Genomic DNA, 13819 nt, shown 5'->3' with positions numbered 1-13819 from the left:
TAGACCTGTAAGAAGGGGTGTAATATATGAAGGAACAACTTTCTTGGAAAGTTGGCGGACAGCAGGGAGAAGGGATTGAAAGCACCGGTGAAATTTTCTCCATTGCACTGAACCGTCTTGGCTATTATCTATATGGATACAGACATTTTTCCTCACGCATCAAGGGAGGACATACAAATAACAAGATACGGGTAAGCACCACCCAGGTCCGCGCAATTGCGGATGACCTGGATATTCTGGTGGCATTCGACCAGGAAACAATCGATGTGAACTATAAGGAACTGCATAGTGACGGTGTCATCATTGCAGATGCTAAATTCAAGCCGGAAAAACCAGAAGACACAGAGGCTTCATTGTACATAGTGCCTTTCACGGAACTTGCTTCGGAGCTTGGTACGTCCCTTATGAAAAACATGGTCGCTGTCGGCGCCACATGTGCTGTCCTTAACTTGGACCCTGAAGTATTCAAGGAAGTCGTGGAAGAAATCTTTGGACGCAAAGGTGAAACCGTAGTAGAAAAGAATATGGAAGCGATCAGACAGGGTTATCAGGTTATGAAAGCTGAGCTTGGGGAAAAAACTGGTGCGCTGCAGCTTAAAGAAGCTGACGGACAAAAACGGATGTTCATGATCGGGAACGACGCAATTGCACTCGGAGCATTGGCAGGCGGGGTCAGATTGATGGCGGCTTACCCGATTACTCCTGCATCGGAGATCATGGAATACCTGATAAAGAAGTTACCGATGGTCGGCGGCACAGTCATCCAGACAGAGGATGAAATTGCAGCTGCCACGATGGCGATTGGTGCGAATTATGGAGGGATCCGTTCATTTACTGCGTCTGCGGGACCAGGTCTCTCACTCATGATGGAAGCAATCGGTCTCTCAGGCATGACCGAACAGCCGCTCGTAGTGGTCGATACACAGCGGGGTGGACCTTCTACAGGACTTCCTACTAAACAGGAACAATCGGATCTGATGGCCATGATTTATGGTACACACGGTGAAATACCTAAAATCGTCCTGGCACCAAGTACCGTTCAGGAAGCTTTTTATGACACAGTCGAGGCTTTCAATCTTGCAGAAGAATATCAATGTCCGGTCATCATTCTTTCTGACCTTCAGCTTTCCCTCGGTAAGCAGACGGTTGAACCGCTTGATTACAGTAAAGTGGAGATTCGCAGAGGCAAACTGGTCAAGAGCCAGGAAGAGCTGGAAGAATTGGAACCGAAGAAATATTTCAAGCGCTATGAAGTGACGCCTGATGGCGTTTCGCCGCGTGTGACACCAGGAATGAAAAACGGTATCCACCATGTAACCGGAGTGGAGCATGACGAAACAGGAAAACCATCCGAATCACCGGTCAACCGCCAGGCGCAGATGGACAAGCGCATGCGGAAAATCGAAAAAATAAACTTTGATAATCCTGTTCATATCCATGCACCTCACGAAGAAGCTGATTTATTATTAATTGGTTTCAACTCTACAAGGGGTGTGATCGAGGAAGCGATGAGCCGACTGGAAGCAGAAGGAATGAAAGTGAATCATGCCCATATCAGGCTGATCCATCCTTTCCCTGCAGAAAAACTCGAGCCATTAATGCAAAAAGCCAAAAAAGTGGCAGTCATCGAACATAATGCGACAGGACAGCTGGCAAGCATCATTAAAATGAATGTTGGCTACGGCAGTAAAATCAAGAATATGATGAAGTACGATGGAACTCCATTCTTGCCGCACGAAATATACTCAAGATGTAAGGAGATGAACTAATCCATGGCTACTTTCAAAGATTTCAGAAATAATGTTAAGCCCAACTGGTGCCCGGGATGCGGTGACTTCTCCGTACAGGCATCGATCCAGCGTGCTGCAGCAAATGTGGGACTCGATCCCGAGAATTTAGCGGTCGTTTCCGGGATAGGCTGCTCAGGACGTATTTCGGGATACATCAATTCCTATGGTTTCCATGGAATCCACGGACGTTCTCTGCCAATTGCCCAAGGTTTGAAAATGGCAAACAGAGACCTTACCGTCATCGCATCAGGAGGGGACGGGGATGGATTCGCCATTGGACTCGGGCATACAATCCATGCCATCCGCCGAAATGTAGATATCACTTACATTGTAATGGATAACCAAATCTATGGACTGACAAAGGGACAGACTTCACCGCGGTCCTCTTCAGGATTCAAAACGAAGTCAACCCCGCAAGGATCGATCGAACCGGCCCTTGCGCCGATGGAAATGGCTTTGACAGCGGGCGCTACATTCGTCGCCCAAAGCTTTTCATCTGATTTGAAAGAACTGACTGCTCTGATTGAAGCCGGCCTGAACCATAAAGGATTTTCTTTGATCAACGTATTCAGTCCCTGCGTGACCTACAACAAAATTAACACGTACGACTGGTTCAAAGAGAACTTGACGAAGCTTGCCGATGTGGAAGGGTATGATCCATCCAACCGAGGGCAGGCGATGAATGTCCTGATGGAAAAAGAAGGACTTGTGACAGGTTTGATTTATCAGAACTCTGAGCAGCCTTCTTATCAGGAACTTGTTGCCGGGTATTCAGATGAGCCGTTGAATTCTCATGAATTGAAGCTTGATGATGAGACGTTTGGCGGGTTGTTGAAGGAGTTTATGTAAATAGATAAGATTAAAAGCCGTCTGCTTAAGACGGCTTATTTTTTTATCCTGCAGTGGCTATGGCGCTGAAGCTTTCAGGTCCAACACGAATGGTCCCGACTGCAGAAGCGGTGATGTATGCACTGTAAACGAGTGGACCGGCTTGCGGCTTTGGTGCATTGAAGTCTGCCCCCGAGAATGTAATAATTTGCGGTCCTGCAATTTCAAGACTGAGCTGCTGGGTGGCTGAATAAACAGTTGTGAGACCGGTTTGTTCAGTACCCCTGATAATTGTAATGGTTACTTCGGTTAAAACTGGGAGCAAAGGCAGCTGTACTGCCACGGTTCCTGAAAAAGAAACTCTTATCTGTCCCACAACTGCTTTTGTCACATCCAATCCAATAATGCCGAAAAGTTCTTCATCCCCAACCAGTATCGGGGTGGTCATACTTTCAGCAAGACTTGCATTTTGACTTGTACGTCCATCTAAATAGATACCCATTCTAATATTTCATCCTTTCTGCTAACTAAATCTCTCTATCATATGCGCAACTCTATCAAATTGAATGATGATATAGCTGACATAAATGAAAAAACAGATTTGAAAGGCTGAAAAGTTATAAAAAAATACGGAATTTAGTCAAAATTAAGTCTCATTCGTACTTCTACTCATTATCTTTATATCGTGTGATGCTCTGCATCTTTTCAAATTTTTTTCGAAATGATAACAGGGCATGTGCTAATTCGCTTTTTTGTTTTCTTTCTTGATGAACGATTTCCTCAAGCAACCTTACTTTTTCTCTTTCTTTCTCTAATTGTTGCTCGGTATGACTTTTTTGCCTGCGAAGTTCTGTATTCACTTTATTAAAAGATTCGAGTTTCTTCATTAAAGCTTCTTTTTCCGAACGGGTATTACTAATAAGCTGCTCAATTTTTTGTTGATCCAGCATTTTCCGAGCCGCTTCGAAAATCGATATTTCTGTGTCCAGCAATGACTTTTCCAGAAAGTGGGTTTTAATTTGTTCTTTTCGTAAATCTTCACAAATAAACGCAACATTAATATGAAGGGAAGTGGATTCATCTTCCAGTCTTTTAATTGTATTTTTTAACGAATGAATGTCGCTTTCAAGGTGCATTGCCAATGAGCAGCTATTGTAATTCATTTTCTTTTCTTTTATAAGAGCTTTTTTTATTATTCGTAATTCTGATTGCAATCTATTGTATTCTGTCTGCATGCTCTTTACTGTTTTCAATTTTTCATTAAGTTCTTGTGAAGTGAATTCATATTTACTTCTCCACTCCTTAGCCTCTTTGGCGTGTGTTTCATTTTCAGTTTGCACACGGGACAGTTCCGATTTTATTGTTGTCAGCAGTTGAGCCATTGGTTCAGTTTCAAGCGCTCTGCATTTTTGCTGATATTTATGAAGTTCAGATTTATAATGAATGATCATTTGCTGCAGCTGGGTTTGGGTGAGCTGCTTCATTGTTCTTCACCTCTCCTCACAGTAATGCTTTCGGGGATGTATGGTTATATTTAAATGTATGTATTGAACCATGATGTGATTCCCATAGAAAAAGCCGTGTAAACTTCCCAGCGTTTACACGGCTTTATATATATATAATAAATATCATTGCAATGATAGGTCATTTCTTCACGTTCGTAATATTCATTCAAAAGGTATTCGAAGATCTCAATTTTATAATTAAATTTAAAGGATTATTTGATAGCTTCATTTACTTACTTTTATTACATCCCCCCTTTTCATGTTATATAATATGAATTCTTTTCTAAAGTAATACTGTCAAATGTCTATATAATCTGCCTATTTTCAGCGGATTTTTAAAAAACTAGTAAAACGCCTATTATATTTTTTTTAGAAAAATAGGTATTTACTCTATACCAAATTCCTTCTCGTCCATAGGATATAGTGTGATATAAATATTCATTTAAAAGAAAGGAAGATTCGTTTGAAAAAACGTAAACAAATCAGGGGTTCCCAGACTCCTACACCTTCAGCGTCACCGATTCCTCTAGACACGAACGACCTTGCTCCAGAATGTATCCGCGTAGACAAAGTCTATGACTGGGTGTTCTTTGCAAACAAGTATGAAAACAAGAACTTCATTCCGGATGAAGCTTGCCGCGCAGCTGTCAGTGCAGCATTGGCAGCAGGTCAGCGGGTAGAAGTTCAGACTGCTCCTGTTGATCCGGCAGATGTCAGTGTGACAGGTACGATCATCGAAAACGGTAATCCCGGCAGAGTATTGATCGTGTGGACAGTACCTGTAGAAGTAACCATCCTGATCGATGGAGTTGCTGAATGTTCTTTCACAGTCAGAACACAGTTCACTGATGAAATCGCTCTTTGTGTGCCTACAGGCATCACTAACGACAACTTGAACATTAGAGCAACGCAAGTTATTGCTTCCTCTACCGGCGGAGTATTAATGGGGCCAGATCCCTTCGGTCCAATGATCCCACTTCGCGTTGTACTGTGTAAAGATGTTCAAGTGGAGTACCCGGTTAAGCTTGAAGTATTGGCTAAATTCTGCTTCCCGCGTCCGAATAACATTCCGCTTCCTCAAGAGAAGTTACAGTGTGACTTAAGCCTGCTTGAGTTCCCTCGTCAATGCCCTGGATTATTCCCGGTTGACAACTGTGAGTGTCAAGCAACCGCTCTTGCGAGAAATGAAGACACCGATGCTACATTCGGAACAGGCGGAGATGCAGACGTAGTAACAGGTCTTTCCACATTGAGAGCAGAAATCTGTCAAGAATGTTCGCTAGCAGACAGCACATGGTCTTACTCATTCACTGATACAGAAGTTGGTCCTACTCCTGCTCCGACAGCTACAGGATTCCAGCCTGACTTCAGTTTCTCTTTCAACCCATCTTCAATTGACAGGGTCACTTGCGGAGAAGATGCATTGACTGCAGTGGGTGAAGGTATCCGCTACTTCGACGGAGCTCCAGAACAAATGTTTTATGAGCTTCAAATCTTCACTGGATTACTTGGACCTATCGCTGAAGGGTTCCGCTTGATCTTGAGAAATACAGCTAATGCTGTAGTCTTTGACAGCGGAGTAGTAGAAGCATTAGTAGAATTCGGTGAGTGTGAAACGTTTGCTGACCTGCTGGGCGGTCTGGATGACTAATTAAATGAGGGGAGAGGAAACTCTCTCCTTTTTTTTAACATGTAAACAAACTGTACATAAGATAGTACAAATGAAGAATGTGGAGGTGAATGAAAAATGAATCAGGAATCGAACGAACCTGAACATATAACCGATTATAAAAGCTTGCTTGACGATTTTCATCTATTATCCAGTGAAATTGAATCCCTTTATCATTCTTATTCAAAAAGAATGAAAAATGCTTCAGAAGAAATCTCTAAACAGAAAACAAAACAAGGAATCTATAAAACGGAGATTACAGGAAATCATGAAACGATTGAAGTGTTGCTGGCTCAGATAGACTATCTGTTAATGGAAAGAAACCAAAATATGCAGCGAATAGGAGAAATCAATCGATTTCTTCATAATAAGATCGATGTAGAAGCCATCAAGGGACCTGGTGAAGAAACAAGAGCTGAGCCAGCGGTAAACCCGGTTGAAGAAGAAACGCTTCCACCGTTCAAAGAAAATATACCTGAAATAAGGATTATTTATGAAAGCAATCTCACTGAAAATAAAAACAGGGCGGATCAATTGACCAAGAAAATGCTTGATTTATTCATTGACAGCACTGCTACCAAAATGGCAGGGAGACCTAAAGGGGAAGGGGACTTGAGATTTTTCATCTTGATGATTGAAAAAGATCTGGAACTCCTGGACTCATTAAAAAAACAATGTGAAAAAAAAGAAAGGTGGTACAAAAAGGTGTGGAGATTCTTATGGGGGAAACCAGAGGAAGTATATCATCCGGAGGTCATGAAAAAACTGAATAAAATCGAGGAGCAGCTTGTTGAGTATTCAACAAAATTCAGTGAAGTAAATAAAGTGATGGCAGATCAGGCAGTCTCGTCCGACTCTGAAAATCATTACTTGGAAAAAATGAACAAATTGCATGAAGACTTGAAGAAACTTGAAGAATTTTACGAAGAAGAACTGGATGCTTTAAGGTCCCGGCTGGACGAGTATAAACGAAGGGAATCAGAGCTTGAAGCCAAGCTTTCATTAATAGATGAAACATATACCGATACTAAGGAGAATGCAAGCAGGCGGGAAGAAGAGCTGGAGGAAGAATTAAAAAGACTGCGTTATGAGCTTCAGGCACAAACGAACAAAAAAAATGATCTCTATAGCAAAATGAAACAGAGTCCGGCTTCAACGAAGCCGTTAATCCCGGAGTCAAATCCGGAATTTGATAAATATGGAAAGGGGAATATCCCGATTCCAACAGAATCTTCAAGGAAAACAATGTTCAATCCAACGAAATATATTCGTTAGTGAAAGGAGGGGAGCAAATGCAGTATAGAGATCTTAACAAAATTTATAGACAGAGTAAAAGTGCACCCATTGGAATCAAAAAAGAACAGAGAAAGAAAATGGAAGCGCAAAGGACGAAATTCAAGTTTAAAGGCTGCGGATGCAACGCATAAAAATCAAGTCCTTCTTCCTGAAAAGATGTATGAGGAAATGATGAGGAATGGCCGCAGACTTTTGCCTAATGAGGCATGTGGACTCATATCGGGCAGGTTTAACAAATGTATGACTTTCTGGCCTATGGTCAATATAGAACCCTCGCCATTTTCATTTGCCATGGATGTAAATGAACAAGACCAGGTCGAAAAAAAGATGAAGCAAAAAAATCAGCGTTTTATGGGAATATTTCACACGCACCCATTTGGTCAGGCGGTTCCATCCAAAGATGACATCCGTTCTTCATTTTATCCTGATGTGTATTACTTTATCGCTGCCATCAGCAAACGATCTGAAGAACTCCGATGCTACAAAATAAAAAATGGAGCTGTCCTGCCCGTTGAAATTGTCTATTACTAAAAGGGTGCCTGATCAGGCACCCTTTTAAGTTAATCTTCAAAATTTTGAACAAGGGGAGGGGGACAAAGATGGAAAGAGTGTCAATCATTATTCCATTTTATAATTGTCGGTATGTTGACGCTGCGATTAAAAGTGCATTGAAGCAATCTTATAAAAACATTGAAGTCATTGTAGTCGACGATGGTTCCACTCAATATGCTCATAAAGTGGCGCCGTTTAAAAATGAAATCACATATATTCGAAAGGCGAATGGGGGAACTGCCTCAGCTTTAAATCTGGGTGTTAAACACGCAACCGGATCATATTTTGCCTGGCTGAGTTCAGATGATATGTTCGTCGGTAATAAGATTGAAAGACAACTTCATTTTATGCAGTCAATAAATGCACATGCATCTTATACAGCGTTTAAAACGATTGATGAAGATAACAATATTATAAACGAGATCAGATCAAGAAAGCTTAATCGAAAAACATTCCAGAAAATCCTTTTAGAAGGCTGTCCGATCAATGGATGTACGGTGATGGCCAAGATAGAATTAATTAAAAGAGCAGGCTGGTTTGATGAAAAGCTTAAATATACCCAAGATTATGAAATGTGGTGCAGGCTGAGTCAGTATACGAATATTCATTATTTAGATGAAATACTCACGTTATACAGGGTGCATAAAAAAATGGGTTCCTATACTCATGGAAAATCCATTCATAGTGAGTCCGCCGCAATCAAGAACAAATATAAGAAAATTTTCGAAAAGAATGATCGGAAATAACATATGACTGAAAGGCCCCTCGCAGAAGAGGGGCCTTGGTTATTTTTGAAGAATTCACTTTTTAAGAAACGAACGATAAGTCTGCAGGATTCCTTCTTTGAGTGAAAAAGAAGGCGACCAATTTAATGAATTCACTGCCTTTGAATTATCAAGACAGCTGTGTTTGATATCCCCGATCCGATTTTCCGAATGAAAATAATCAATTGGAGAAGGGTGCAGATCTTTTAATAATTCAATCAGCTTATTGATTGAGGCAGAGGAACCTGTACTGATATGAAAGATGTCATTAGAGTGGTGCATACTTGCTGCAATATTAGCATCCACAATGTCCTGTACATATATGAAATCCCTGGTTTGATCACCGTCGCCGTTTAATTTTAAACGCTCACTTTGCTTCAACTTTTCCAAAAAGACTGCAATGACTCCTCCTTCTCCTTTTGCTGTTTGCCTCGGTCCGTAAACATTACCATATCGCAGGATTGAAAATGGTACAGAAAAGAAATCGCCATACAGTTGTATATACTTTTCTGCTGAAACTTTAGATAAACCGTAGAAGGAAGCAGGGTTCAGTGGGGATTGTTCAGTCAACTTTTTATCGGGGCCATTTCCGTATACAGCTGAAGTTGAAGAAAAAATAAACTTTTTTATCGGAGCTTTTCGGCACCCGTCCAATAGATTGATTGTTCCAATAAGATTTGTTTTCATATCTTGATAGGGACACTCAGTAGATCGGTTCACATCTGCCTGGGCGGCTAAATGATAGATATAATCCGGTTTATGAAGATCTATGAGCTCAACGATGGAAGGATCTGAAATATCTTTCTCATGAAAAACCGCTGCAGGATTAACGTATTCTTTTTTACCGCTGCTTAAATTATCTATGATATGAACTTCTGTGCCCATATCAAGTAAAGAATCTGTTAAATGTGAACCTATAAAACCCGCTCCTCCTGTTACAAATGCTTTCACGATAGAATCACCTTTTCTTTTTAACAGTTTATGCACATATAACCTTTTTGTTGGAACAGTGACCCAGGGTTGCTGAAGAAGTTACTTATGACACTCCTAATGTCTGAAGCATGGAGCAGAAATGCTTACGATATTGCTCATGACTGAACTGAGTCTTTAAATGAATGAGCGCGTTATCGATGATCTGTTTCCTAAGCTGGACATTATTCATTAATAGATCGGCTTGACGGACGGCTTCATCAATATTGCCTATCGAGTAATACATACCGGTATGATTGTGAATGATGGAGCTTCTAACTCCATCAGAATCTGTAGTCAGGATGGGGCATCTACAACTCATCGCCTCAAGAAGTGAGTACGGGGCACCCTCTACTTTGGAAGTAGAACATAGGAAACCTCCTGAGTCTCCTATTCTAGAAAAATAATGCTGCATCTGGCTGTGTGGAACATCTTGCAATAAAACTAAATGACGATCCAAATTCAACGCCTGTTTCATATTATTAAAATCTTTTCTTTCTTTTTCGGTCGATAAACTGGGATCCTCGAACATATATAATTCAATATTCAAGTTTCTCTTAAGCAGGCCACTGCCTATTTTTAGAAATTCTCTCCAATTCTTATTATCTTCCAACCTCCCGATCCATGCGATGATGGGTTTGTTTTTCTGAGGGAGTGGTTTATAACTGAATGCATTATGATTAAAACAATTGTTAAATGCAAAAGCAGGCTTTGAAGGGAAAAACTCATTAAATAATGCCCCTATATGAGAAGTCTTTGGATAAAGAAGACCATTACAATATTGGTTCACATAGGGAATCGCTTTTTTTAATTCAGCCCTTGCTGTACTTTTGGGTCCAAGGCCCTGTATTTCAAGGATGATCTTCCCTTTAAAGCCTAATCTCCTGAATCTCTCCATTCCAGAATAGTCTGAGGTAATGATGATGGCATCATATCTCCCATTTTTCAAGATCTGCTGTATTTCATAATCCTGATTGGTTATATAAACATTTGTATCCTCATGATTGAGCAGGTTCCTCCTTTTACTATAGTAAAGAAACTCGCACGCGATCCCAGCAGGTCTTAATGCAGCCGCCCGTTCTCTATTAAGTGTTTCTACACCGCCGCTAGGCACATAAAACACAAATAATATTTTCAAATTCAACCCTCCAATGATGTTTCATACTATTTATATATGATTGTCTATAAGATTTGTAGCGGGCTTAACCACTATTAATTGGATGAATCCCTTAAATTGACTATTTATGATGTCAAAGTGAACATGCTGTACATATTATATGAAGAGTGAATTACAGAGGAATCTGGCATAAGGCAGGTGGAAAATTGAATCCTAAAGTATCAATCATCATTCCATTTTATAATTGTGAATTTATAGACCAGTCTATTAGAAGTGCTCTTGAGCAAACGTATAATAATTACGAAATTATAGTAGTAGATGATGGTTCAACGAAACATACCGAAAAAGTCCTCCCATTCATGCACAGGCTAACATATTTAAAGAAAACGAACGGAGGGACGGCCACGGCGGTGAATTGGGGAATCGACCATTCCAAAGCGGACTATATAGCATGGTTAAGTTCAGACGATATGATGCTTCCGGATAAATTAGATTCTCAATTGAGAGACTTAATCAAGCACGGAGCAGACCTTTCGTTTACTGATTATAATGTCATCGATCAAAATAATAACGTTTTATTGAAAAATGTGAACCTTAAGTTCATGAATGATCAACAAATATACGGGGAAATGTTTGACCGCAACCCAATAAATGGATCGACTGTTCTTGTGAAAAGGTCGGTGTTTGAGGAAATAGGGTATTTTAATCCTGCGTTAAAGTTTACCCAAGACTATGATATGTGGCTTAGGATGGTCGTTAGAAACTACAGGCTCCACTATTTAGACAGGGTTTTAACATTATATAGGTCTCACCCAAAAACGGGTACATCTAACAATCAACGAAAAATGAAGGAGGAAATATTCAAACTGAGGTCATATTACAGGCGGTATAGAAAATGAAGTTACTGAGGTGAAACTACATGAAAGAATTATTTTTAGTAGGTGCAGAGCAAAAAGCGGATGTAATGAAGGATTGGGAACAGTTTAAAAAAGGTGTGATATTAAAGTTCAATCTTCAAACTAAAACCTCCAAAAAAGTCATTGAATACACATCCCCTAAAGATGTTTGTGCAGATCACGAGGCATCCATTTCATTCACTGCCGCAACATTAAAAGGAAATAGACTATATGTGGGAACCACAACAGAAGTCTTGGTCTATGATGTTTCGAATTTCACCCCCATTCAGTATATGTCTCTCCCATTCATGAATGATATACACCATGTCAGTCCAATGAAAAATGGAAATTTACTGGTAGCAAATACAGGATTGGATATGGTGGTGGAATTGAATGGATCGGGACGTGTTGAAAGATTGTGGAATGTATTGGGGAGGGCGCCGTGGCATCGGTTTGATCCTGAAGTAGATTATCGGAAAGTGGCTACGACAAAGCCTCATCAATCCCATCCCAATTATGTGTTTGAAATAGAAGATGAAATTTGGGTGACAAGATGTTTACAGAAGGATGCTGTCTGTCTTACATCCCCAGAAAAACATATAGATATTGGAAGGCAGCTTGTCCATGATGGAATAGCGTATAAAAACCATATTTATTTTACACAGGTTGACGGAAGAGTCGTTATTGTAAACCGTAATACGCTGAAAGTAGAGCGAATCGTTGACCTGGTCCAAATTAGTGCACACAAAGAGAAAATTGGCTGGTGCAGGGGAATAAAACCATTATCTGAAGACATTATTCTGGTGGGGTTTACGAGAATAAGACCGTCTAGTAAACGAAACCAGGACGGGAATATCGAATATAAAGGAGACTTTGGTGTTCTGCCAACCAGATTGGCGTGCTTCAATATTAAGAAAAATATATTGTTGTGGGAAAAAAACCTGGAAAATGCAGGAATGAATGCTATTTACTCCATAAATTAAAGTTCCTGTAAAGGGAGGGTGAAAAATGCTGCCGAGAAAAAATTATTTCTCAAATATGAATAATAGGGTTTCAATCCCGATAAAAGGAGCCCCGCTTCCTCAAAATCGGAAAAGGAAGCAGGCTCAACTTCTTATACCAGATCCAAGAGTAAAAGATTTGCTTGAGACGTTTTTAAATAGGGGGGAGAAGTTTTGAAAATATTGTTAGCAACCGTTTTTCCCCTGCCTGGTGGCGGGATTTGGACTTTTGTTTCTAATCTGAAACAAAGCCTGAATGCTTATGGACATCATGTAGATATCCTCTGCTGTACGAAGCATAATTCTCAAGTCGAACTTTTGGGGACAGATAAGGTAATCGATTTTAAACATGATCGCAAATCAATCAGCGGCCATTTGTTGAGGAACTGCCCGGGATTGGAAAAGAATGCAGGGGTATATCATGCAGAGATGAATCGTTACCTATTTGAGCAGGCCATTACGAAATTAGACCTGGAATATTATGATATCATCCATGCTCAGGATGTTATAGCAGCGACGGCATTAAGCAGGGTCAAGCCTCCACACACCCCTCTTGTCACCAGCGTTCACGGTTATCTCTCGGGAGCTATATTCCATCAGATGAAATCAACAAATGCGAGATTGGACGATAATCAGATTTGGAACACGTTTCTGGTTAATTATTATAAAAAAATTGAACAGATTGGATATGTGGCCAGTGACTATATCCATACTTCGAGTATGTGGATGAGAAAAATAATTGAAAATGATTTCCGCATAAATCCATCTAAAATAGTCACCTTTAACTACGGGGTGGATATTGCCGGCTTCGGTCCAATAAGAGAGAAGAGTATGAGAACGAATAAACGCATCATCCTCTCTGTGAGCCGCCTGGTTTACCTCAAAGGGCTGGAACATCTGATTCACGCCTTGTCCCTGTTAGAGAAGGACGATGATTCTTGGGAATGCTGGATCTTTGGTGAAGGAGAAATGGAAAATCATCTAAAAAATATGGTGAGGAATTTTGGATTGGAGGAAAAGGTGCTCTTTTGGGGTACTACGAAGAATTTAAAAAATATCCTGCAGCGGGCCGAAATGCTCGTGCTTCCAAGTTTACAAGAGAACCAGCCTTTCGCAGTAATAGAAGCGCAGCTGCTTGGGGTTCCGGTCATTGTCAGTAATGCAGGCGGCCTCCCTGAAATGGTTGAAAACGGCAAAGGTGGATTTGTTGTAGATAAGGGAAACAGCCATGCTTTATATAACAAAATAAACCTTTTGTTAAATGATAAGTCCCTGAGAGATCAAATGAGTCACCTTTCTCTGAATCATGCAAGAAATAAGTGGAACCTAAATAAAACTAGAAAAAACACACTTGAGCTATATACCAGTTCCCTCATGAAAAAGAAGGGGTCAAAATAGCTCCAGGAATATTGTAAGGAGGTGAGTAAATTAA

15 protein-coding genes are annotated in these 13819 nt (G+C 40.4%); 11 read left to right on the top strand and 4 right to left on the bottom strand.

All coding sequences use genetic code 11. The annotated features are described in order from the left end of the window. The first annotated feature begins 26 nt into the window (after positions 1-26). Together BHE18_RS06695 and BHE18_RS06690 are read left to right on the top strand one after the other, a co-directional pair. Positions 27-1769, top strand: a complete 1743-nt coding sequence (locus tag BHE18_RS06695; RefSeq protein ID WP_071617816.1) for a 2-oxoacid:acceptor oxidoreductase subunit alpha — start codon at positions 27-29, stop codon at positions 1767-1769. Positions 1770-1772: 3 nt separating this feature from the next. Next, the gene (locus BHE18_RS06690) at positions 1773-2639 is read left to right on the top strand and encodes a 2-oxoacid:ferredoxin oxidoreductase subunit beta (protein WP_071617815.1); all 867 of its coding nucleotides are present in this window, start codon (positions 1773-1775) and stop codon (positions 2637-2639) included. 43 nt (positions 2640-2682) lie between these two features. Here BHE18_RS06690 and BHE18_RS06685 read toward each other — a convergent pair whose 3' ends face one another. Both BHE18_RS06685 and BHE18_RS06680 read right to left on the bottom strand, forming a co-directional pair. Beyond that, on the bottom strand, positions 2683-3120 hold the full coding sequence (locus tag BHE18_RS06685) for a hypothetical protein (protein ID WP_071617814.1): 438 nt from the start codon (positions 3118-3120) through the stop codon (positions 2683-2685). 163 nt (positions 3121-3283) lie between these two features. Further along, positions 3284-4102 carry a hypothetical protein gene (locus tag BHE18_RS06680; protein WP_071617813.1) on the bottom strand — a complete coding sequence of 273 codons (819 nt, stop codon included), beginning with the start codon at positions 4100-4102 and terminating at the stop codon, positions 3284-3286. Positions 4103-4586: 484 nt separating this feature from the next. On the opposite strand from BHE18_RS06680, the gene BHE18_RS06675 reads away from it, so the two are divergent. The 5 genes from BHE18_RS06675 (at position 4587) to BHE18_RS06660 (ending at position 8386) form a co-directional block, all read left to right on the top strand. Then, a complete protein-coding gene (locus tag BHE18_RS06675) occupies positions 4587-5774 on the top strand; it encodes a hypothetical protein (protein ID WP_071617812.1) in 1188 nt (395 codons plus the stop codon). A gap of 96 nt (positions 5775-5870) precedes the next feature. After that, the gene (locus BHE18_RS06670) at positions 5871-7067 is read left to right on the top strand and encodes a hypothetical protein (RefSeq protein ID WP_071617811.1); all 1197 of its coding nucleotides are present in this window, start codon (positions 5871-5873) and stop codon (positions 7065-7067) included. Positions 7068-7084: 17 nt separating this feature from the next. Next, a complete protein-coding gene (locus BHE18_RS23750; RefSeq protein WP_268876304.1) occupies positions 7085-7219 on the top strand; it encodes a hypothetical protein in 135 nt (44 codons plus the stop codon). Positions 7220-7244: 25 nt separating this feature from the next. Continuing rightward, entirely contained in the window at positions 7245-7619 is a 375-nt protein-coding gene (locus BHE18_RS06665) for a M67 family metallopeptidase (protein WP_268876300.1), read from the top strand. A gap of 68 nt (positions 7620-7687) precedes the next feature. Continuing rightward, positions 7688-8386, top strand: a complete 699-nt coding sequence (locus BHE18_RS06660) for a glycosyltransferase (RefSeq protein ID WP_071617809.1) — start codon at positions 7688-7690, stop codon at positions 8384-8386. A gap of 54 nt (positions 8387-8440) precedes the next feature. On the opposite strand, the gene BHE18_RS06655 is transcribed toward BHE18_RS06660, so the two are convergent. Next, positions 8441-9355: an NAD-dependent epimerase/dehydratase family protein gene (locus tag BHE18_RS06655; RefSeq protein WP_071618269.1), complete on the bottom strand. Its 915-nt coding sequence runs from the start codon at positions 9353-9355 to the stop codon at positions 8441-8443. 85 nt (positions 9356-9440) lie between these two features. Continuing rightward, positions 9441-10511: a glycosyltransferase family 4 protein gene (locus BHE18_RS06650; protein ID WP_071617808.1), complete on the bottom strand. Its 1071-nt coding sequence runs from the start codon at positions 10509-10511 to the stop codon at positions 9441-9443. Positions 10512-10696: 185 nt separating this feature from the next. Between BHE18_RS06650 and BHE18_RS06645 the strand changes: the two genes are divergently transcribed. Genes BHE18_RS06645 through BHE18_RS06635 form a run of 4 tightly spaced genes read left to right on the top strand, consistent with a single transcriptional unit; the run spans position 10697 to position 13785 of the window. Continuing rightward, entirely contained in the window at positions 10697-11389 is a 693-nt protein-coding gene (locus BHE18_RS06645; protein WP_071617807.1) for a glycosyltransferase family 2 protein, read from the top strand. Between the two features lie 20 nt (positions 11390-11409). After that, a complete protein-coding gene (locus tag BHE18_RS06640) occupies positions 11410-12369 on the top strand; it encodes a hypothetical protein (protein WP_071617806.1) in 960 nt (319 codons plus the stop codon). A gap of 25 nt (positions 12370-12394) precedes the next feature. Then, complete coding sequence (locus BHE18_RS23180) at positions 12395-12565, top strand: hypothetical protein (RefSeq protein WP_171910670.1); 171 nt, start codon at positions 12395-12397, stop codon at positions 12563-12565. Continuing rightward, positions 12562-13785, top strand: coding sequence for a glycosyltransferase family 4 protein (locus tag BHE18_RS06635; protein ID WP_071617805.1), 1224 nt, complete (start codon positions 12562-12564; stop codon positions 13783-13785). The genes BHE18_RS23180 and BHE18_RS06635 overlap by 4 nt, the downstream gene beginning before the upstream one ends. Positions 13786-13819: the final 34 nt, after the last annotated feature.

The organism is Rossellomorea aquimaris, assembly GCF_001877785.1.
In the GTDB taxonomy this organism is placed as follows: Bacteria; Bacillota; Bacilli; order Bacillales; family Bacillaceae_B; genus Rossellomorea; species Rossellomorea aquimaris_A.
Note: the sequence above shows the minus strand (reverse complement) of the source record. Positions and strands in the feature narration are given on the sequence as shown.